The organism is Actinoalloteichus fjordicus (genome assembly GCF_001941625.1).
Lineage (GTDB): Bacteria > Actinomycetota > Actinomycetes > Mycobacteriales > Pseudonocardiaceae > Actinoalloteichus_A > Actinoalloteichus_A fjordicus.
Map to the genome: position 1 here is coordinate 6,154,995 of NZ_CP016076.1, position 20,935 is coordinate 6,175,929.

At 69.4% G+C, this 20,935-nt stretch carries 19 protein-coding genes and 1 pseudogene; 9 read left to right on the forward strand and 11 right to left on the reverse strand.

Going from position 1 to position 20,935, the window contains the following annotated elements; all coding sequences use genetic code 11:
* Positions 1-74: 74 nt before the first annotated feature.
* Genes UA74_RS26255 through UA74_RS26265 form a run of 3 tightly spaced genes read left to right on the forward strand, consistent with a single transcriptional unit; the run spans position 75 to position 3,296 of the window.
* Positions 75-1,253, forward strand: a complete 1,179-nt coding sequence (locus UA74_RS26255) for a GmrSD restriction endonuclease domain-containing protein (RefSeq protein WP_083683651.1) — start codon at positions 75-77, stop codon at positions 1,251-1,253.
* Positions 1,253-2,371 (forward strand): AAA family ATPase, encoded by a 1,119-nt coding sequence (locus UA74_RS26260; protein ID WP_075742616.1) that lies wholly within the window; start codon positions 1,253-1,255, stop codon positions 2,369-2,371. The genes UA74_RS26255 and UA74_RS26260 overlap by 1 nt, the downstream gene beginning before the upstream one ends.
* 13 nt (positions 2,372-2,384) lie before the next feature.
* A complete protein-coding gene (locus UA74_RS26265) occupies positions 2,385-3,296 on the forward strand; it encodes a hypothetical protein (protein ID WP_075742617.1) in 912 nt (303 codons plus the stop codon).
* Positions 3,297-3,440: 144 nt separating this feature from the next.
* Here the strand turns inward: UA74_RS26265 and UA74_RS34340 are convergent, their stop codons facing one another.
* From UA74_RS34340 to ligA, 4 genes are all read right to left on the reverse strand, one after another.
* On the reverse strand, positions 3,441-3,671 hold the full coding sequence (locus UA74_RS34340) for a PIN domain-containing protein (protein WP_083683653.1): 231 nt from the start codon (positions 3,669-3,671) through the stop codon (positions 3,441-3,443).
* A 179-nt stretch (positions 3,672-3,850) separates the two neighbouring features.
* Entirely contained in the window at positions 3,851-4,057 is a 207-nt protein-coding gene (locus UA74_RS26275; RefSeq protein ID WP_075742618.1) for a type II toxin-antitoxin system VapB family antitoxin, read from the reverse strand.
* A gap of 54 nt (positions 4,058-4,111) precedes the next feature.
* Positions 4,112-4,630, reverse strand: coding sequence for a GNAT family N-acetyltransferase (locus tag UA74_RS26280; RefSeq protein ID WP_232237467.1), 519 nt, complete (start codon positions 4,628-4,630; stop codon positions 4,112-4,114).
* Positions 4,627-6,966 (reverse strand): NAD-dependent DNA ligase LigA, encoded by a 2,340-nt coding sequence (gene ligA, locus UA74_RS26285; RefSeq protein WP_083683654.1) that lies wholly within the window; start codon positions 6,964-6,966, stop codon positions 4,627-4,629. Before ligA ends, UA74_RS26280 begins: the two co-directional genes overlap by 4 nt.
* A gap of 221 nt (positions 6,967-7,187) precedes the next feature.
* Between ligA and UA74_RS26290 the strand changes: the two genes are divergently transcribed.
* Positions 7,188-8,555: a hemolysin family protein gene (locus tag UA74_RS26290; protein ID WP_075742619.1), complete on the forward strand. Its 1,368-nt coding sequence runs from the start codon at positions 7,188-7,190 to the stop codon at positions 8,553-8,555.
* Between the two features lie 598 nt (positions 8,556-9,153).
* Here the strand turns inward: UA74_RS26290 and UA74_RS26295 are convergent.
* Together UA74_RS26295 and UA74_RS26300 are read right to left on the reverse strand one after the other, a co-directional pair.
* Positions 9,154-9,834 (reverse strand): annotated as a pseudogene (locus tag UA74_RS26295) (hypothetical protein); the annotation flags it as partial.
* Between the two features lie 30 nt (positions 9,835-9,864).
* Entirely contained in the window at positions 9,865-10,902 is a 1,038-nt protein-coding gene (locus UA74_RS26300) for a methionine synthase (protein ID WP_075744255.1), read from the reverse strand.
* A gap of 675 nt (positions 10,903-11,577) precedes the next feature.
* On the opposite strand from UA74_RS26300, the gene UA74_RS33840 reads away from it, so the two are divergent.
* Positions 11,578-12,525, forward strand: coding sequence for a serine/threonine dehydratase (locus UA74_RS33840; RefSeq protein WP_075744256.1), 948 nt, complete (start codon positions 11,578-11,580; stop codon positions 12,523-12,525).
* Between the two features lie 183 nt (positions 12,526-12,708).
* Here UA74_RS33840 and ku read toward each other — a convergent pair whose 3' ends face one another.
* Complete coding sequence (ku, locus tag UA74_RS26310; protein ID WP_075742620.1) at positions 12,709-13,725, reverse strand: non-homologous end joining protein Ku; 1,017 nt, start codon at positions 13,723-13,725, stop codon at positions 12,709-12,711.
* 133 nt (positions 13,726-13,858) lie between these two features.
* Here ku and UA74_RS26315 point away from each other — a divergent pair, with 133 nt between their 5' ends.
* A complete protein-coding gene (locus UA74_RS26315; protein ID WP_075742621.1) occupies positions 13,859-14,203 on the forward strand; it encodes a hypothetical protein in 345 nt (114 codons plus the stop codon).
* Positions 14,204-14,417: 214 nt separating this feature from the next.
* Here the strand turns inward: UA74_RS26315 and UA74_RS26320 are convergent, their stop codons facing one another.
* Complete coding sequence (locus UA74_RS26320) at positions 14,418-14,780, reverse strand: hypothetical protein (RefSeq protein WP_157434458.1); 363 nt, start codon at positions 14,778-14,780, stop codon at positions 14,418-14,420.
* Positions 14,781-15,066: 286 nt separating this feature from the next.
* Between UA74_RS26320 and UA74_RS26325 the strand changes: the two genes are divergently transcribed.
* Both UA74_RS26325 and UA74_RS26330 read left to right on the forward strand, forming a co-directional pair.
* Positions 15,067-15,795, forward strand: a complete 729-nt coding sequence (locus UA74_RS26325; RefSeq protein WP_083683659.1) for an IclR family transcriptional regulator — start codon at positions 15,067-15,069, stop codon at positions 15,793-15,795.
* A gap of 323 nt (positions 15,796-16,118) precedes the next feature.
* Complete coding sequence (locus UA74_RS26330; RefSeq protein WP_083683660.1) at positions 16,119-16,907, forward strand: alpha/beta fold hydrolase; 789 nt, start codon at positions 16,119-16,121, stop codon at positions 16,905-16,907.
* Between the two features lie 211 nt (positions 16,908-17,118).
* Here UA74_RS26330 and UA74_RS26335 read toward each other — a convergent pair whose 3' ends face one another.
* The 3 genes from UA74_RS26335 to UA74_RS26345 form a co-directional block, all read right to left on the reverse strand.
* Complete coding sequence (locus UA74_RS26335) at positions 17,119-18,105, reverse strand: LLM class flavin-dependent oxidoreductase (RefSeq protein WP_075742622.1); 987 nt, start codon at positions 18,103-18,105, stop codon at positions 17,119-17,121.
* Positions 18,106-18,175: 70 nt separating this feature from the next.
* Positions 18,176-18,667 carry a pyridoxamine 5'-phosphate oxidase family protein gene (locus tag UA74_RS26340; protein ID WP_157434459.1) on the reverse strand — a complete coding sequence of 164 codons (492 nt, stop codon included), beginning with the start codon at positions 18,665-18,667 and terminating at the stop codon, positions 18,176-18,178.
* A 53-nt stretch (positions 18,668-18,720) separates the two neighbouring features.
* Positions 18,721-20,313: an MFS transporter gene (locus UA74_RS26345; RefSeq protein ID WP_075765661.1), complete on the reverse strand. Its 1,593-nt coding sequence runs from the start codon at positions 20,311-20,313 to the stop codon at positions 18,721-18,723.
* Positions 20,314-20,370: 57 nt separating this feature from the next.
* Here UA74_RS26345 and UA74_RS26350 point away from each other — a divergent pair, with 57 nt between their 5' ends.
* On the forward strand, positions 20,371-20,931 hold the full coding sequence (locus UA74_RS26350) for a TetR/AcrR family transcriptional regulator (protein ID WP_075742625.1): 561 nt from the start codon (positions 20,371-20,373) through the stop codon (positions 20,929-20,931).
* The last annotated feature ends 4 nt before the right edge of the window (positions 20,932-20,935 follow it).

Sequence of the window (20,935 nt, forward strand, 5' to 3'; positions counted from 1 at the left end):
TAGGAGGGCTCCGAGCCCGCGACTCACCTCGAGTCGGACTCCAAGCCCCCGTACGAGGAGGTTCGTCGACTCCCATGGACCGCGCCACGCCGGACGGCCTCGCCGTATCGCCCTCCTCGATCGTCGTAGAACTCGACGCGACCGGTCGGGACAGCGGCGTCGAGCTGGAGGAACCGAACGAGATTCAGCATCCCTTCGATCCTGAACGAATCGACGTCGTCACCAGGACGCCGACCGTGTCGCTGTTGTTGTCCCGGATCAAGCGAGGCAGCATCGATCTCGCGCCGGACTTTCAGCGAAAAGCGGGTCTCTGGACAGAGAAGGCACAGAGCAGGCTCATCGAGTCGCTCCTGCTGCGAATCCCGCTGCCCACCTTCTACGCGGCCGAGAACGAGGGCGAGACCTGGTCCATCGTCGACGGGATCCAGCGGCTGACCACCATCGCCAGGTTCATCGAGCCCGCAAGCGTCGACATCAGCCCGCTCAGGCTCTCCGATCTGGAGTATCTGCGGGAGTATGAAGGTTTTCGCTTCAACCAGCTCCCTGGGCGTCTGATGACCCGGCTGGAGGAGACCGAGGTGGTGTTGCATCTCATCCGGCACACGACGCCGGAAGAGGTGAAGTTCAACGTCTTCGGCCGGATCAACACCGGCGGACTCGTGCTGTCCCAGCAGGAGTTGCGCCACGCCCTCATCCCCGGCGCGGCCCGCGCGCTGCTGTCCGCTCTCGCCCAGAGCCCGAAGTTCCTGACCGCGACAGCCCGCAGCGTCTCCCCGAGTCGGATGGCCGACCGGGAGATGGCTCTCCGGTTCCTCGCGTTTCGGCGAGCCAACCCACAGGAGTATTCGGAGCAGGACTTCGACGCCTTCCTGCGCAAGACCATGTGGGAGTTGAACTCGGAGACGGAAGCCGAGCGATCGAGACTGGCCGCCGAGTTCGACGCGGCAATGACCTGTGCCCATGACCTCTTCAGCTACCACACATTCCGCAAACAGGCCCTCGGGCAGCGTGGGCGCAATCCCATCAACAAGGCCCTGTTCGAGGCCACCTCGGTGAACCTGGCAAGCCGAACCCCCGCACAGCGCAGCACACTGGTCGCCAAAAAAAACATCGTGAATGACGATGTGGTCGAGCTTCTCGCCGACCCGGTCTTCGAACGGGCGATCTCAGTCGGCACCGGAGATGTCGGTAAGGTGCGCGCGAGATTTCAGATGTTCGACGAAGTGCTGCGTCGACACGACGGGACCGCGTGATGCTCCGCCACCTCACCCTGAGACATTTCAAGGCCTTCGCCACGCTGGCCCTGCCCCTGGGGCCCTTCACGTTGCTCTCGGGGCTCAACTCCTCCGGTAAGAGCAGCGTCCTTCAGGCGATCGCCCTGTTGCGGCAGTCCTTCACGTCGGGTGTGCTCGGCTCGGACGATACGCATCTCGGCCTGCTCCTCAACGGTGAGTTCGTCGAGTTGGGCAGGGGGCAGGACGTTCGGCACGAGGCGTGGAGCGGCGCAGGAGAGATCGAGATCGGCCTCGCCGACGACTCGAACGTCTCATACCGATGGTCGGCGGGCTACGGAGCCGAGGACGACCTGCTGGAACTCACCCACAGTCCTGCGGAGGAGGTCTACCGCAGACTGAGCCCGTTTGCCGATGGATTCCAGTATCTGCGAGCGGACCGCATCTCCCCAGCAGTGAGTTACCCGCGCTCTCATGATGCGGCGGTACGGCGACGCTCACTCGGCGCGCGGGGCGAGCACACGGTCAATTATCTGCGGAACCATCAGGATGATTCGATCGCAGGCCCTCGGCTCCGCCATCCTACGACGACGTCGACAACCCTGTTGAGTCAGGCCGAGGCCTGGCTCGGTCATCTTTGTCCCGGTGCAAGTCTCTCGGCCACGGGAATCGACGGCACGGACAGTGTGCGGCTCTCCTACCAGTTCGGCGGCGGCGCGGGCCTGTCCTCCAGCAACCCATACCGCCCGACGAACGTCGGTTTCGGACTCACCTACGCGCTTCCGATCATCGTGGCCTGTCTCACCGCCGTACCAGGCAGCTTGATCATGCTGGAGAATCCCGAGGCGCATCTACACCCCCGGGGGCAGTCGATGATGACGGAGCTGGCCTGCCGCGCTGTGGCGAACGGAGCGCAACTCATCGTCGAGACCCATAGCGACCATGTGTTGAACGCGGTCCGTCTCGCCGTGAAGCGCGATCTGCTCTCCACCGGAGACGTCCGGCTCCACTACTTCGAGCAGACGAGGGAGGGCCCGCAGGTGCGGACTCCAGAACTGAAGGCGAACGGGGCCTTGACCGAGTGGCCGGACGGGTTCTTCGACGAATGGGATCGTTCGCTCGACGAGCTTCTGGACTAACGGAGACGACGCCGTGCCGATCCTGATCTGTCTAAACGAGCTCTCGTGCACGACGTCGAATCGTCGGCAGGACGTGGACGCGGCGATGGCCGAGCTCGTCGACGTAGTGCGCGAGATCAACAAACGCAGGCCGGGCGCCGCACTGGTGACTCCTGAGAGGCTGCCCGCTATCGAGCTTTGTCCTGGCTACCCGATGGCCAAGTGGGCAGCCGATACCCGCAATCTGGATCAATGGCGCTTCCTGAGGCGAAGACAGGACCGCTCGCCGGTCACCTTCGCCGACATCGTGCCGCCGGAGATCGCTTCCCGAGTCGACTATCGCCATCTCGGGCGCCCGGCCGCCGGACTGGCGGCTGCGGACATCAGCGACGGTATCGCTGTGAGTCTGCCGGTGGACGATGCCTGGACAGAATCGGGAGTGGAAGTCACCCGAATCGCGATCGATGAGCAGGAGAGCAGACTCACTGAAGACGCCGTACAGGTTCGGCATGCATCCCACTGTGACCATGTCTCCACACACCGAGACTGGTTGAGCACGGCTGGCGTCACCACGATTCTCACCGGTGACGATCTCTGGCGACTGCGCGCGGAGCACTTTCCCGATGTGGAGTTCCTGCCACGCGTCGAGGACGATCTCGCCAAGTTGGACCGTTGTTGGGTACACCCCGTCCGAACAGTGCTGGCCAAGGTTCAGCAGTCGGTCTCCGACTGGAATCCCGAGATCAGGCCGCAGCCAGCGTGGCAGACGTTCATCTCCCCAGAAGCCGAGCAGCGCAAGCGGCTCTGCTCTTTCACCGATGTCGACGGCACAAGCCAGGTCTTCGACCAGCATGCTCGATTCACTCCCGGCGCCGGAAGACTCCACTTCCGGCTGGTGGCCGAGAACCGGACCGCCCGCGTGGGCTACATCGGGAAAAAGCTCTGAGCCTCCAGTCCCGTCAGGCCTGACGCCTGCTCGTACCGCGTGATGACCGTGTCCGCAGGCGAACCGAACACTGTGAACGGCATCACGACAGAGGCTTCCGCGTCACTCGCGGAACCTGCTGAACCGGTGGTGCCCACCGTCGGCTCAGTCGAGCAGCGACTCGGTCCTCAGATCAGGGGCCACCGCCGCGATCCGATCGACGTCACGGTCCTTGTGCACCAGGATCGCCTCGGTCCGAATAGCGACCGACGCGATCAGGCAGTCGACCATCGATCGGATCGTATGCCCGAACCTCCGAACGTTCCGATACAGATCAGCCGCATAGTGAAAGTCGATCGCCGGATCGACGCCGAGCAGCCGCAGCCGATTGAGCACTGATGCGATGCGCAAGCCGCCGCAGGCCGTTCGCCCCGGCCCGCCGTTCCATCAGCACAGGATCAGTCGTGGCGATCTGGGCCGGCTCCGCCGCCGGTTCGGTGAACCGCTCGTGCGCGACGCCGGGGCGGTCGGTCAGGACATCGATCCACACTGAGCTGTCGATCAGACAGGCGTTATCAGTGTTCGGGCGCCTCGGCACGCATCTCGTCGAGATCGCCGTCCCATCCGACACCCCGTAGGGCGAGCAGTTCCTCGGTGGCGATCCTCGGCTCGACCAGTCGCCGCAGCGCCAGATCCACTGCTTCGCGTTTCGTGGCGACGTTGTGCCGTCTCATCGCCTCGGCAACCGGTTCGTCGTCAAGATCGAGGTAGGTGCGGCTCATACGCCGACACTGCACCGCTGGGACGTTTCAGACCAGACCGAAGCGATCAATCGGTCACTCCCCCGACGCCAGCTCCAGCGAGAAGGACAGCAGGCTGATCCCCGCCTCGCTGAAGTCCCTGGCGGGCAGCCGGGTGAAACCGGATCGTTGGTAGAGGCGATGGGCAGCCTGCATCCGCTCCTGGCTGCACAGCACGACGCGCGTCATGCCCCGCTGCCGGGCGAGCGAACGGACCTCGGCCATCAGGCGATGACCCACTCCCCTGCCTCGGGCCGCAGGCGCCACCGCGAGCATCCGTACCTCGAGTTCACCGTCGCGGGCAAGTTCGGCATAGGTGCTGCCCGCCGGGCAGACCGTGACGGCGCCGAGCACCGTGCCCAGGTCGTCGACGGCCACGAAGACCTCCGCCTCGCGGTCTCGGGTGGCCACGTCGAGCAGGGTGGCCGCGTAGTCCTCGTCACCCACGAGGAAGCCGTCCGCGCGGTAGGCGGCGACGGTCAACTCGCCGATCGCGGCGTACTCATCGGCGACGGCCCGGCGTAAGACGAGATCCAGGCCTGTCCTGAGCATCATTCCGCGCCTCCGTCTTCGGTCGTGGCCGCAGGCGAGGCATCCTCGGCCGCACCGGAGGGCTGCCCACCGGCCTGAGTATCGGCCGACTCTACTGTCGCGGCGATCTTCGCACCCTTGCCCGCACGTTTCGCGCCTGCCCGCTTCTTCGCCGGGCCCGACGACTCGCCGCCTGCCGCCTCGGCCGCCGCATCCGCCTCGGACTCCTCCTGCGCAGGCCGTTCGGCCAGCGGACCGGCCGCCGCAGGCCCGTCCGTCAACAGCACGCGGAAGCCCGCCTCGTCCAGCACCGGGACGCCGAGCTGCATCGCCTTGTCGTACTTCGAGCCGGGGGCCTCGCCGACGACCACGAAGGCGGTCTTCTTGGAGACCGCGCTGGCGGGCCTGCCGCCGCGCACCATCACGGCCTCCTTCGCCTCGTCACGAGAAAAGCCCTCCAACGAGCCGGTGACCACGATGGACAGGCCCTCCAGCGTGCGGGGGACCGAGTCGTACTGCTCGTCCACCATGCGCACGCCCGCCCGACGCCATTTGTCGACCACCTCGCGGTGCCAGTCGACGGCGAACCACTCGCGCACGGCGGTCGCGATGGTGGGGCCGACGCCGTCGGCCGCCGCCAGCTCGGCCTCGTCGGCGTCGTCGATCCGCTCCAGCGAGCCGAACTCCCTGGCCAGGGCGCGGGCCGCCGTCGGTCCGACGTGGCGGATCGACAGTCCCACCAGCACCCGCCACAGCGGCTGCTCCTTCGCGGCGGCCAGATTGCGGATCAGCTTCCGACCGTTGGCCGACAGCTCGCCCGCCTTGGTGCGGAACAGCTCCGCCTGGTGCAGGGTGTCCTCGGTCAGTTCGAAGACGTCACCCTCGTCGGTGATCACCCGCGAGGTCAGCAGGGCCGAGGCCGCCTCGTAGCCGAGGACCTCGATGTCGAAGGCGCCCCGGCCGGCCAGGTGGAACAACCGCTCCCTGAGCTGCGCGGGGCAGGACCGCGCGTTCGGACAGCGGATGTCGACGTCGCCCTCCTTCTCCCGCCGCAGCTCGGTGCCGCACTCCGGGCAGTGCGTCGGCATCACGAACTCCCGTTCGGAGCCGTCCCTGGCGTCCACCACCGGTCCGAGCACCTCGGGGATGACGTCGCCTGCCTTGCGGATCACCACGCGGTCGCCGATGAGCACTCCCTTGCGCCGGACCTCGTCGCCGTTGTGCAGGGTGGCCATCGCCACGGTGGAACCCGCCACCTTCACCGGCTCCATCACCGCGAACGGCGTTACCCGCCCGGTGCGACCCACGTTGACCTGGATGTCCCGCAGCTCGGTGGTGGCCTCCTCCGGCGGGTACTTGTAGGCGATCGCCCAGCGCGGCGCCCGCGAGGTGGTGCCCAGCCTGCGTTGCAGCGGCACCTCGTCGACCTTGAACACCACGCCGTCGATCTCGTGCTCGGCGTCGTGCCGATGTTCGCCCCAGTAGGCGATGTGCTCTCGAAGCTCCGTCAGCGAGCCGAGGACCTTGGTGTGGCCGGAGACGGGCAGCCCCCACGCGCGCAACGCGGCGTAGGCCTCCGACTGACGCGCCGCCTGGAAGCCGGTCCGCCTGCCCAGCCCGTGGCAGATGAGCCGCAGCGGACGGGTGGCCGTCACCCGAGGGTCCTTCTGTCGCAGCGAGCCCGCCGCCGCATTGCGCGGGTTGGCGAAGGGAGCCCGGCCGGCGGCGACCAGGCCCGCGTTCAGCTCGGTGAACTCCTCCAGCACGAAGAACACCTCGCCGCGCACCTCGACGAGTTCGGGAATCGGGAACTCCTCGGTGCCGTGCAGCCGCTCCGGCACATCGTCCATGGTGCGGATGTTCAGCGTGACGTCTTCACCGGTCCGACCGTCTCCCCTGGTCAGCGCCCTGGTCAGTCGGCCGTTCTCGTACAGCAGGTTGATGGCCAGCCCATCGATCTTGAGTTCGCTGAGGTAGTGGGCCTCGGTGCCGACCTCGCGTTCCACCCGGTCGACCCAGGAGGCCAGCTCCTCGTCCTCGAAGGCGTTGTCGAGGCTGAGCATCCGCTCCAGGTGGTCGACGGCGTTGAACTCGGTGGAGAAGGTGCCGCCCACCCGCTGCGTCGGGGAGTCCGGGGTCGCGAGACCGGGGTACTGCCGTTCCAGCTCGGCAAGCTCGCCGAGGAGGCGGTCGAACTCGCCGTCGGAGATCGTGGGCGCGTCCCGCACGTAGTAGCGGAACTGATGTCCCGTGACCTCCTCGGCGAGTCGGTCGTGTCTCTCCCTCGCCTGCGCGGGCACGTCCTCGACGCTCTGAGCCTGGGTCGAGGCGGCCGTCTCCTCGGCTGATTCGCTGGTCACGGGGGCAGGCTAGTCGCGACCACCGACGCGCGAGGCCGCAGCCCGCCGAGCTCACACCCGGAAGTGTGCAGGCGCGTCCCCGTCCATCCGGCGAAGGCTTTCGTGCGAGCCGGGGAAAGGGCTCGGTGAAGGCACCGAAGGCGCCGAGAAGGCTGACGAGTCGACCCGGACGAAACAGAATGAAAGAGGCGAGGTGGAGCTCGACCCGGCATTCTGATCGAATGGACGGCACATTACTCAACATCCTCCTCATCCTGGTGTTCATCCTCATCGGCGGCTTCTTCGCGGCATCGGAGATCGCACTCGTCTCGCTGCGGGGCAGCCAGGTCCGAGCGATGGCGGGCAAGGGTCGGAGAGGCGAGAAGGTCGCCAAGCTGCACGGCGACTCAAACCGCTTCCTGTCCTCGGTGCAGATCGGCGTCACGATCGCGGGCTTCTTCGCCTCCGCGTTCGGCGGCGCGACGCTGGCCGTCGAGCTCCAGCCCGTCCTGGTGGGCTGGGGCGTGCCGGAGGGGCTGTCCAGCACGTTGTCGCTGGTGTTGATCACCATCGTCATCTCGTACTTCTCCCTGGTCCTCGGCGAGCTCGTGCCTAAACGCCTGGCCCTGCAGAAGTCCGAGGGCGTGTCGCTGTTCGTGGCGCCGGTGCTGGACCGCATCGCCGGAATCACCCGACCGGTGATCTGGCTGCTGTCCCACTCGACGAACCTCGTCGTCCGGCTGTTCGGCCTGGACCCTCGTCAGCAGAACGAGGAGGTCACCGAGGAGGAGCTTCGCGAGATGGTGAGCACGCACCGGCAGCTCAGCGCCGAGGAGCGGCGCGTGCTGGTGGACGTGTTCGAAGCGACCGACCGCACCGTCAACCAGGTCATGGTGCCCAGGACCGAGGTCACCTTCCTCGAAGCCACCGTGCCGCTGATCGAGGCGGCCGGGGAGATCATCGACCAGCCGCATTCCCGGTATCCCGTGATCGGCGAGTCCGCCGACGACGTCCTGGGCTTCGTCCATGTCCGCGACGTCCTCACCGCCGTCCAGCGGGGCGCCGACGGGCTGCGGGTCGGGGACGTCGTCCGGGAGATCGCGCTGCTGCCCGGCAGCAAGGAACTGCTGCCCGCCCTGTCTCAGCTGCGGCGTTCCGGATCGCATCTGGCCGTGGTCGTCGACGAGTACGGCGGCACCGACGGCATCGTCACCCTGGAGGACCTGGTCGAGGAGCTGGTGGGCGAGATCCAGGACGAGTACGACCCCGAGCTGCGGCCAGGAGCGCAGGCCAGGGCCGGGGTGATCGAGGTCGACGGAATGCTGCGTCACGACGAGGTGCTGGAGAGTGCGGGCCTCACGCTGCCGGAGGGGCCCTACTCCACCCTCGCGGGCTTCCTGCTGTTCCGACTCGGTCGGATTCCCGCGCCGGGCGATTCGATGGAGGCGCTGGAACGGCGTTTCGTCGTCACCGAGATGGACGGCAGGCGGATCACCAGAATCCGGATCGAGCCGATTCCCGGCCGCACCGGCGGGCCTGCGGCCGACGGCACCTCGGGCGGGGCGGACCCCACGGGCACCGCGCGCAACCGCCGTCCCGCCGACGACTGACCCACCCCCGACCGCGTCACCGCCTGACCGCGCTGCGCGGGCCGCTGTCGCGACGAGCAGGCGGCCCGCCCCGGGGCGTCCGTCCCTGGCGCGAGCCCGCCTGCACGACGAACGAATCAGGGCGAGTCACGCGATCCGTCTCCGGGCGGCCCGCCCGTGCTCGGTCCAGGACGACACCCGACTCACGGGCGGCCGGCAGGCGAACGACACCGCACTCGGGAACGGAGATTCGCCGGGCAGGCGGACGGACCGGGGCGGTTCAGCTCCTGGGGTCGTCCTTCTCGCTCGTCGCCGAGCCGCCTGCGAGATCCGCCGGACCAGCATCGTCGATGCCGGTCCCGCCGCCCGTCCGCTCGGCCGAGTCCGCACCGCCCGACACCGGGTCACCCGGCGCCAGGCCGTCCAGGACCGGGCCGGCCGTCGACGAGCCGTCGGCGCCCTCGGTCGCCTGCGCGGCAGCGCCGACGTCGCCGGTCCGCTCCCCCGTCGTGGCGTCCGCCGCGTCCGGCGCAGGCTGCGACTCGGGCGAGTCTGCCTGGCCCTCGCCTGCCGCAGGCCCCGCCGCCTCGGCGGACGCCTCCGCCTGAGGTCGCAGGGCCTCGTCCAGCTCCTCGACCAGGGTCCGCAGCTCCAGCAGGCCGATCGCCCCGCTGGGCTCCTGCTCGGCGGTCTCCACCCGGCCGAGTCGATCGCCCGCCAGCCGTTCGCCGAGGGTGGCATCCAGCGGCAAAAACGTCATCGCCGCCTTCGCCGCGTCCGCGAGCTCCGACATCAGCGGATGGAAGACGGCGACGTCCACCAGGCCCGCCTCCTCGTCCACGAGTGCGGCCACCCGGACCTGGGCCAGCGGCAGTCGATGCTCGCCGAGGTTGACCGTGACGCCGTTGGGGTCGGGAACCGGCGGCACCGAGTCGTGGTACTCCCAGATGGTGTCGTCCGAGGGCGCGGCGGCCTTCCACGCGTCGGTGTACGGCCGCAGCGCCGTGTCGCCCTGGGCGCTGATCACCAGCGCGTAGACGGCACGGTGTCCGCGTTCGAGGGAGAAGTGCAGATCGGGGTGCAGCGCGACGACCGACGCGCAGAGCTGGTTCTCGATGCGATCCGGCTCTCCGTCGCCGAGAGCGGCACTGACCTCAGGGAGCAGCAGCTCCCAGCGGGCCCAGAACTCCGCCGCCGCGCGTCCGGCGTCGCCCTCGGCGGGCGGCTCCTGGGCGAGGGGGGCCTCCGACTCGGTTCGCGCCGGCCAGAGCCGACGAAGGAATCTCTTCACAGTGCCCATTGTGCTGTCCGTTCCCGATCGCTCGCGCGATCACCAGTCCTCCGGCGGCTCGACGAACACTCGACCCAAATCCACCAGGGTGTTCATCGCCTTCCGGGTCCATTCCGGGGTCGCCCCGGCGAACCCGCACGACGGTGTCGGCACCGCCTGTGTGGCCAGCAGCGACCGGGGGAAGCCAAGCCGATCCACCAGCTCCAGGGCAGGCCTGGCCGCCTCGCGCAGGGTCGGGGGGCGAGTCGGCTCGGTCCCCGGCACGAGTCCCAGGAGCAGCGTCGCACCGGAGTCCCACAGCTCGCCGATCGTGTCCAGGGCCGTGGTCGACTCCGTCGCAGGCAGCGTGAGGTCGATTCCGAGGGCGTCGGCGCCCGCGCCCCGCAACACGGCCAGCGGTGCGTCCGGCGCGCAGCAGTGCAGCAGGACGGGAGATCCGGTGGCCTTCCGCGCGGCCTCGACCACCCCGGCGAGCACGTTCTGCGCCTCGGGCGCTGCGACGGCGGGCACCATGCTCAGGCCCGACGGTGTCGGCAGCAGCCCGGCGATCACCGCAGGCAGGCTGGGCTCGTCGATCTGGACGACGATCTGCGCCCCGGTGCGGTCGGCCAGCTCACGGACGTGCGCGGCGAGGCCCTCCACCTGCGACTCGACCAGGTCACGCAGCGCGCCTGCGTCGGTGAGAAGGCGATGACCTCGCGGCAGCTCCACGCTCGCGCCGAAGGTCCACGGCCCGGCGAGCTGCACCTTGAGGCGGGCAGGCCGGACACCCGTCTCCTGAAGCACGGCGTCGAGCGCGTCGAGGTCCATGCGCATCAGGTCGTGTGCCCGACGCTGGTCGAGGCCGGGGCGGGCGGCGAGCCGATAACCGGAGGGGACCACCTCGACCGGCATGGCGACCAGCAGCGCCGCCGTCCGGCCCAGCAGGTCGGCGCCGACGCCACGGGCAGGGAGCTCCGGAAGGTACGGCAGGTCCGGAAGCTCGCCGAGCACGATCCGGGCGGCCTCCACGGCGTTCGTCCCCGGCATCGAGCCGATCGCGGTGGCGGTGCCTGCGGGCCACGGTGTCTTGGTCACGATCACTGCCTACCACCTCGGCCGATGTCGCCCTTCGCGGGCCGGCACCCAGCCGGGGAGGCAACCCGACTGGGCCGGTCCGTTCAGCCGACTCCGCCAGGTGGTCTAGACCCATTGACGAAGATCACCAGGCGGCCTAGCGTTCTCGCACCCGGGCGTCCGCGAACCGCCGAACGGATCGCCGACGGCCCGCCCGCCGACGTCCCCGTTGCGGGACGACGAGCGGACGCGGGGCGGCGCCGCGCCGCGTCGTCCCGCGTCCGCCTCCGGCAGTCCTGGCGCGAAACGGAGCAGCGTTCGCATCCCGGGGGTGGCTCGGGCACCGGAGCGGCCCAACGACGCGGATGTCTCGACCGCCGAACAGACCCCCGGCGGGCAGCCCCACCGGACAGGCCGCGAGGCGACACAGTCCGACGCCGACACCGACGTCCGGCGTGGGAGATCCCGAGCGGGCGACCGGCCCGACGGTCACTCTCGTTCACCCTCTCGATTGAGCATCACTCGATTTCCGAGTGTTCTTCCGGTTCGCCTGAGTCGCCGTCGCTGCCGGTGGCCACCGCCGCAGGCCGACTCACTCACGGGGGTGAGCGACGGCCGACGGGGAGCAGGCCGAACCGCCGACGCGAGGGCGCCGGCCGCGTGGGCCGGCCGGACCGGGATGGCACAGTGGTACGGGTGACTCTCAGCGTCTCGCCCACGACCCAGACAGCCGAACTCGCTCGCGAGGCCGTCCGAGAAGCCTCGGACCGAATCCGGCCACACGCGCGCCGCACTCCGATCATGCGGGTCGAACTCGACGGCAGGCCGCTGGTGCTGAAGCTGGAACACCTGCAGAAGACCGGGTCGTTCAAGCTGCGCGGCGCGTTGAACGCCATGCTCAGCGGCGAGCGCCCCGCCAGGGTCGTCACCGCGTCGGGCGGCAATCACGGCCTCGGCGTCGCCATGGCCGCGCGGCTGGCAGAGCTGCCCGCCGACGTCTACGTGCCGGAGACGGTGCCCGCAGGCAAGGCCCGCCGCATCGAGGCGCTGGGCGCCCGACTCGTCCGGCTCGGCCCGTCCTATGCCGATGCCGCCCGCGCCGCCCAGCAGGCCGCTGCCGAGTCCGGCGCGCGGTACGTGCCCGCCTTCGACGACCCGGCCGTGGTCGCGGGGCAGGGCACCGTCGCGCTGGAGATCGTCGAGGACGCGCCGGAGGTGGACGTCATCGCCGTCGCGGCGGGCGGCGGCGGACTCGCGGCGGGGACGGTGTCGGCGGTGGCGCCCGACCGCCGCACAGTGGCGGTGGAACCGGACGGCTGCTGTTCCGTGCATCGCGCGATCGAGGAGGGCAGGCCGGTGGACGCCGAGGTGGACTCGGTGGCCGCCTCCGGCCTCGGCGCCTCTCGGATCGGCGCGGTGCCCTTCGCGGTGCTCAGCGAATTGGGCCGAGCCGGGGCACTGCGCTGCGAGCTGGTCACGGACGAACAGATCCTCGCCGCGCGGGACCGGCTCTGGGAGGAGTTCCGCATCGCCGTGGAGCCTGCCGCCGCCGCGCCCTTCGCCGCCTGGCAGGCGGGGCTGGTGCCCGGTGAGCACCCGGCCGTGGTGCTCTGCGGCGCGAACACCGACTGGTCGCCTGCCTGAGCCCGAGCTGCCCGGCCGGTACTGCCCGGCCCGTGCTGCCTGCCGAGCCGACAGCCCGCGCCCGGCCTCTCGGCGAACGGCCTTCACCGGCTGCCCGCATCGGACGGATTCGGGCCGACCCCCGTCGAGCCGAGCCCCGTCGAGGCGAAGCCGAACCGCAGCACGCCGCCGACCGCCCCCGGGTCAGGCGGTGCGCTTGCGCCCGGTGGTCTTGCGCCGGGGGGACCGTGCCTTGTCGCCCTGCGCGGTCTTGGACTCGGTGTCGGCCGAATCGGCCCTAGCGCCGCTCGCGCTCTTCGACTTCGCCGAACCCGTCTTGGACCGGCCGCCCGACTCGGCCTTCGCCGTCGTCCTCCCACCGCCTGCGGGCTGCTTCGGCGCGGTCGTGCGGCGGCGGGCGGGCTTCTTCTCCGCCGCAGGCTCGTCCCCGGTCTTGGTCTGGGCGATGCTGCGCTCCAGCGCGGTCATCAGGTCGATGACATCGCCGCCCGCAGGCTCCTCCGGCGGCCCGGTCGGGACCTCGACACCCTGCGCGCGGGCCTCGATCAGATCGCCGAGGAGCCGCTGGTAGTCGTCGGAGAACTCCGTCGGATCGAACTCTCCGGTCATGTTCTCGATCAGCGAGGTGGCCATGTCGAGTTCCTGCGGTCGGACGGACACCTCCTGGCCGAGGAACTCGAACTCGGCGGGGCGAATCTCGTCCGGCCAGAGCATGGTGTGCAGGACGATCACGTCGTCCCTGGCCCGCAGCATCGCCAGAGTCTCGCGCTGCCGAAGGGTGATCTTGACGACGGCGAGGCGGCCGACCCGCTCCAGCGCATCCCGGAGCAGCACGTAGGGCCGCACCGAGGGATTCTCGGGTTCCAGCAGGTAGCTGCGCTGGAAGTAGATCGGGTCCACGCTCTCCACCGGGACGAACTCCAGCACCTGGATGGCCCGCTCTGTGGTGATCGGCAGCCGGGCGAAGTCCTCGGGCTCCAGGACGACCAGCCTGCCGTCGTCCATCTCGTAGCCTTTGGCGATCTCATCGAAGGTGACCTCCTCGCCACAGACGGTGCATACCCGCTTGTAGCGAATCCGACCATGATCTTTCCGGTGCAACTGGAAGAAATGGTAATCATGGTCCTCCGTGGCGGCGTAGAGCCGGACAGCCACATTGACCAGCCCGAAGGAGATCGCGCCTCGCCACATCGACCGCATGCCCCCTGGATACTCGCGCCTCGACGAGATCGCATCCGGGGCAGCCCCGTCGAGCTGCGGCGACGCTCGAAGCGAGCGCGTCATCACACCCGTGGGAGTTGCCTGGTCGCACACACTAAGACAGGCTTCAGGAGTGAGTGAGGAAACTATCCACCTCGAACTCGACGAGTCCGGCCTGGCGATCGCACTGCCGAGGCCAGAGCACGAGCGAGACCAGGTTCAAGGAGTGCCCTACCGCCCGGTGGAATTCCGGGACGACGACTTGCCCACCGCCCTGGAGCGAACAGCGGCCTGGTTGCGCCAGGCTCAGGAATGGCTCGGCGAACCGGTGGATGTGATCGCGATTCATCTCGATTATGACGATCGAGACGGCTCGCCGTATTACGACGTGAAACTGCTGTGTAACGACGAGGACCTGGCCGGGGCGCCGCTGGCGATTCGCAGCCACCTCCGGGGCAGGGGAGGCACTGCGGCGTGAGGCCGACCGAACCGCTTAAGTGACCTTGGAATCACATCCGGTCCGGCGACGTGTGGGGGCAGCACATCGTCGCCGGACCGGACTTGTTGTGCGGAGCGCTTCGCCGTGGTCGGCGGCGACGTCGTAGTCCGCACAAGACGTGGCTGACGGTGCCGATCTGACCCGTCAGCGGAGGAGCAATCGGGATTCGCCACAGCGAGACGAGCCGGACGGATCAGACGAAGCCGAGCAGCGTTCCCATCCGGCGAGTGAGCACCGGGGCGTGCCGGTCACCTGGCGCGGGCAGCGCCAACAGCTCGGAGAGCGTGTCCTCCAAAACGCCGGAGGACTGCCAGAGGATGCCGCCCGCCGCGCCGGGACGGTCGACGACCATGCGGATAGCGGTGGTCTCGGTGGAGTCGTACACGTATATCGCATCGATGAACTGACGCCTGCTGCGATAGCCGACCAGACAGGACGGCTCGCCCACGTCATCGACCAGGACGTGGAAGTCCCAGCCCGCGTCCTTGATCTTCGCCAGCGACGACAGCTCGGGATACCGTCGAATCGCCTGAGCTCGGGTGATCGACACTGCCACTCCACCACCTTCCAGCGATGCGGCACTCCGGCCGCGCCCGACCCCGATCGGACCCGGTGGAACCTGAGAGAAGGATGCCACAGAGTGCACACTCTACTCAAACTGTTCACATAGTGCCCGTGGCCAGAAAGGCGATAGGTTGAAAATTGACGAAGCAGGCAGGCTTGCGCGAACTGGGGCGAACCGCGGCCCCGCCCGCCACCGGTCCGCCGAATGCGTAGATAGTGCACAATGAGGCGCCTGATCTCATCAGCGAAGATCATCCGACAGTGAGAGGTCGTGACCGGTGCGCAGGTCGGCCCAGCCCGCCCGATCACCCGAATCGGAGGAGTCCGCCGCGCCGCCGCGCGGGGCCAAGACGCTCGACAGCGGCCTGCGCATTCTCTGGGAACTGCGTGATCACCCCGACGGGCTGATGCACGGCGAGCTGTCCCGACGGCTGGGCATCGAACGCACCGCCGTCTACCGGCTCATCGGCACGCTGCAGTCCAACCGGCTGGTGACCAAGACCGACGAAGGGCGCTACCAGCTCGCCCTCGGCGTCCTGGAACTGGCGTCCTCGGTGCTGCCACAGCTCAGGAGGACCTTCACCCACCAACTGCGGGAGCTGGCCGAGACCTCGCAGGCCACGGCCTTCGTCACCGCTCTGGACGGCCAGAACAGCTGCGTGGTCGTCGCCGTGACCGAACCGTCCAAGACGATCACCCACGTCGCCTACCGGGTCGGCGCACGTCACGAGGCGGAACGGGGCGCCTCCGGCATCGCGATCCTGGCGGGCAGACCGCCGGTGCCCGGTGAGCGCGAGGCCATCACCGAGGCACGGCGGCTGGGCTACTCGGTGACCAGCGGCGAACTCCAGGAGGGCGCCTGGGGCATCGCCGCACCCATTCGTCCGCCGCACGGTCCGGCGGTGGCCAGCGTGGGCGTCGTCGCGATCGGCAGAGGCGACGAGGCGGTCATCGCACCCTCGGTGTTGCGCACCGCCGAGGCGATGAGCGCCAGCGGACAGCTCTGAGCTCGGGGCCGTCCGTCGTCCCGCAGGTTTTCCGCGATGAATTCCGCACCGACGAACGGGTGTCTTGATCGAGGCCGCAGAGCGTCGAGGAGAGACCAGGCCCGCCGGACCGACAAGGGCTGCCGCCAGCACGGAAACCCTCGAACGACCGGCCTGCCGCCGGCCACCCCGCCGATTTACCCCCTGTCGGGGGACCGCCGATCCGGGGGCTGCGGCGGTACGGCGACGGTGATCGCACCGTTGACAGGTCGCCGTCAGACCCCGAAGCTGGTCCGCAACCGGTGATCAACTGCCGGAATGGCGGCGTAGTGCGAGGAGCTGATGTGACGATCCTGCCCCATGACGTACACGGCGACGGCCCGCAGCGCGTGATCGCGCTGCACGGCTGGTTCTCCGATCGCACCGCCTTCCGGTCGATCCGTCCGCTGCTCGACACCACTCGGTTCAGCTACGCCTTCGTCGACGTCCGGGGCTACGGGGAGGCGAGCGAGCTGGCGGGCGAGTACACGATGGCCGAGATCGCCTCCGACGTCCTCGCGCTGGCGGATCACCTCGGCTGGTCGGAGTTCTCCCTCTTAGGACACTCGATGGGGGGCAAGGCCGCCGCCGCCGTGCTGGCCGCCGACGCGAGCCGGGTGACCGGCATCGTCGGGATCTCCCCCGTTCCCGCCTCCGGCGTCCCCTTCGACGATCAGGCCTGGCAGCTCTTCACCGGCGCCGCCGAGAACGCGGACAATCGCCGAGCCATCATCGACTTGACCACCGGCAATCGACACACCGGCGTCTGGCTCGACGCGATGGTGCGTCATTCGCTGGCCGCCTCGTCCGTCTCGGCGTTCGCGAGCTATCTCCTCGACTGGGCACGGCACGACTTCCACGAGACGGTGCTCGGCGACCCGACCCCGATCCTGGTCATCGCGGGCGAGCACGACCCGGCCCTGAGCGCCGACGTGCTCCGGGGGACCTGGCTGGCCTGGCATCCGCACGCGCGGGTCGAGGTCTTCGGCAACGCGGGGCACTACGCCGCCGACGAGACCCCCATCGCCCTGGTGTCGGCCGTCGAGTCCTTCCTGACCCGACAGGAAGCCGACCGACCGATGGCCGCGGGCTGAGCGGCCGCCGCCGACCATGGTGTCGGCGATCCGCCGCCGGTTCGGGCGCTCCGGCCTGCGGCCCGTCGGCGGCGCGTGTCGCTGCACGCGCCGTCGAGGGGCGGGGCTCCTTGCCGACGGCGGCGTGCCGCCGGTCCCGGCCGCACAGCGGTCGTCCCGGTCGGTGGCGGGCCCGTGCGGCACCCGGTCCACGATGGGAGGACCGTCGGGACTACCTCGTCTCGCCCCGCGCCGAGGCGAGCCCGGCCAGGCGCTTCATCGAGGCGGTCACCAGTTCCGGAGCCAGCGCACCGAAGTTGGCCAGCGCCAACAGGTGCGTGACGCCCAGCGCCTCCAGTCGGTCCATGCGATGCGCGACGCGCTCGGCATCGCCGAAGAGCACGAGCTGCGCCGCGTCGAGTTGTGCATAGCTGCGGTGGCTCTTGTGATAGAGGCGAGTGTCGGTGTACTGCGCGAGTGCAGGCCCGACCTCGTCCTCGACGTCCGTCCGCTCCCCGACGTAGGTGTGCAGGGCGACGGCGACATCGCCCTCCCCCGTCGCGCCCGACTCGGCGAAGCCCTTGCGGTAGGCCGTGACGACCTCGCCGAGGTGATCGATGTCCTCGGCGGAGGCATACGGGATCAGCATGATGTTCCGGCCCTGCCTGCCGACGTGGTAGGCGGCCTCCGGCCGGATCACCGCCACCCACACCGGCGGTGACGCGACCGGCGTGACGGCCGCACGAACCCCGGACAGCCGGTGGTACCGGCCGTCGAAGTGCACCGGCTCACCGGTCCACGCCCTGGTCAGGATCTCCAGCGCCTCGTCGAACCGGGTGCGCTTCTCCGCCTGGTCAAGGCCGAAGCCCGCGTACTCGTGCGGGAGGTAGCCGGAGCCGACACCGAGGGCGAGCCGTCCGCCGGAGAGCTGATCCAGCATCGCGTAGTCCTCGGCCAGCACCATCGGCGCGTGGAACGGCAGCACCGCGACCGCGACTCCGAGTCCGATGCGGCTGGTCTGCCGTGCGGCGGCGGCGAGCAGCACCGCAGGCGCAGGCACGATGCCGTACTCGTGAAAGTGATGCTCGGCCACGAAGTAGTTGGCGAAGCCGAGCTCCTCGGCGTAGGAGATCTCGTCCAGGAGCTGGTCGTAGAAGGCTGCGATGCTGCGGTCACGAGCCGGATAGTGGTCGGTGACCGAGAAGATGCTCAGCTTCATTGCTGGGAGTCCTTTCCCGGGATCGGGCGGACCGCTCGTACTGCGGGCCCGCGACGGCAACCTGCGATGATCACGCGGAGTCGTCCCGACGGATCGGCCACGGCGGCCGAGAATCGGTGGCGGCCAGCTCCGCGAGCACCTGACGCTCCACGCCATCGCGATGTCGTTTGGCGGCGTCGAACTCGTAACCGGGTCCTCGGAACCGCATCTGCGGCTGCCGCTGGTCCACCACCGCGTCCAGCATCAGGCGGACGACGGAGGCGGGAAACGGCGCGGAGGGCAGCTCGGCGGCGAGGAACTCGGCTCTGCCGCTCACCGCGAGGACCAGGTCGTCGGCCAGGATCTGCATCGCGAACCTCGGGTCGTCCCGCAGATTTCGACAATGTCGGCTGCGGTCGTCCAGAGCCGCGACGAGGGTGTGGCTGTCGAGCAGGACGAACCAGGAGATCAGTGCGCTGTGTGGTCTGCCGGTGTCGTCGGTCGTCGCAAGGACGGCGACGGGCCTGCCGTCGACCATCGCCGAGGCGTGTTCGTTCTCCAGACACCCCGCTACCCGCGCCACTCGAACCTCCGTTCATATAGTGCGGAGAGTACGCACTATATGAACCAACATTGCTACTGGGTGGTGTTGGTGTCAAGACGGCTCCCGGACTCGCCGGGGCCGGATTCCGGCCGCCCGGAATCCAGGGCTGCGCGGCGGATCAGCCGCCAGGAGACCACGGCCGCCGTCACCATGATCACCGCTCCGATGACGCTGGTGAGTCGCATGCCGTCCACGAAGGCCCCGGCCGCCGCCTGGGCCAGCGCGACGCCTGCGGGCCCGGCGAGTTCGGCGGCCAGGCCCATGGCGGTGCCCAGGGTCTCGGCGGCCGAGGACAGCTGTTCGGCATCGACGCCGGGTACCTCGGTGAGTCCGTTCCGGTAGACCGCGGCAAGCACGCTGCCGAGCACGGCGATGCCCAGCGCCGCGCCCAGTTCGTACGCCGTCTCCGAGACCGCCGAGGCCGCGCCTGCCCGCCGTGCGGGCACCGAGGCCAGGATCGCGTCGTTGGTGAGCAGCTCCGCGACACCGACCCCGAGGCCGATCAGACCGAAGGCGACCGTGGCGACGACCAGTCCCGTGTCGACGGACACGCCTGCGAGCAGCAGGGTGCCCAGACCGGACACGGCGAGCGCCACCCCGAGCAGCGAGGCCATCGCGAAGCGCCGCACCAGTCGAGTGGCCAGCAGCGAGCCGACCACCGCCGCGGTGAGGCCGGGCAGGAGCAGCAGGCCCGCGTGCATCGGCCGCAGACCGAGGACGAGCTGGAGGTACTGCGTCAGGAGGAACAGACAGCCGACCAGGACGAAGACCGAGAGCAGGTTCGTCAGCACGGCGATGGAGAACGTGCGGTCGGTGAAGAGCGAGACGTCCAGCATCGGCGTGTCGAGCCGTCGCTGCCTGCGCACGAAGACGATCGCGAAACCGATGCCCAGCACGAAGGCGAACGTGGCGATGGGCGAGATCCCGGACTCGACCGACTTCTTGAGCCCGTAGACGGCGGGCAGCAGCGCGAGCAGGGAGTAGAGCGCACTGAGCGGGTCGAACCGGCCGGGTGCGGGGTCGCGGGACTCGGGAATCAGCCAGGGACCGATCGCGAGCAGCACGGCCATCGTCGGCAGGTTCAGCAGGAACACCGAACCCCACCAGAAGTGCTCCAGCAGCCAGCCGCCCAGGATCGGCCCGAGCGCCGCCCCACCGGAGAAGGCTGCCGACCACACCGCGATGGCGACCCGGCGCCGCCGCCGGTCGACGAAGATGTTGCGGATCAGCGAGAGGGTCGCGGGCATGAGGGTGGCCCCGGCGAAACCCATCGCCGCCCGTGCGGCGATGAGCACCTCCGCGCTCTGGGCATAGGCCGCCGCCAGTGAGGCGAGGCCGAACCCGGCCGAGCCGATCAGCAGCAGGCGGCGCCTGCCGAGCCGATCGCCGAGCACGCCCATCGTGACCAGCAGTCCGGCCAGCACGAACGAGTAGACGTCCACGATCCAGAGCAGCTGCGATGCGCTGGGACGCAGGTCCTCGCTCAGCGTGGGGACCGCAAAGCCGAGCACCGTGTTGTCGATCGAGACCAGCAGGACCGGGAGGGTCAGCACGGCGAGCGCGGCCCAGGCCCGGCCGCCGGGCAGGCCCGCCGGACTCGCAGGCGAGGCGGATGAGCTACTCATGCCGACAACTGTACCGTCCGGACGGTACACAGGTCCGCGTCCTCTACAGTTCACCCGGTGAGCAGCCGAACCCGCGACCGGATACTCGACGCGTTGCAGGACCTTCTCCTGAATCACGGCCTGTCCGCGGTGACCCTGGACGCGGTGGCCGCCGCCGCCGAGGTCTCCAAGGGCGGGCTGCTCTATCACTTTCACTCGAAGAACGATCTGCTGACCGGACTCGTCCACCGGCTCGCCGACGAGGGAACGGCGGAGTTGACGCAGGCCAGAGCGATGGACGGCCTAGACGCCGTCCGTTTCTTCCTGGAGACCTCGGTGCCCGTCGATCAGCAGGAGGCGAGCCTCTACTGGTCGGTGATCGCAAACCTGCGCAGCTCGGAGATCGGCAGGGAGGCCGCCGAGATCCTCCGCGCGGTGTTCGGGAACTGGGCCGACCTCCTCGTCGAGCGGATCGGCGACCCGGTGATCGCCGAGACGATCCGACTGGTCGGCGACGGCCTGTACCTGAGCGCCCTGGTGGGGCTGCCCGAGCCCGATCCGCAGATCCTGCGGCGCGTCTTCGAGCGACTGCTCCACGATGCCGAGACCGCCGCCGAGGCCGCGTCCGACAACGACTGAACAC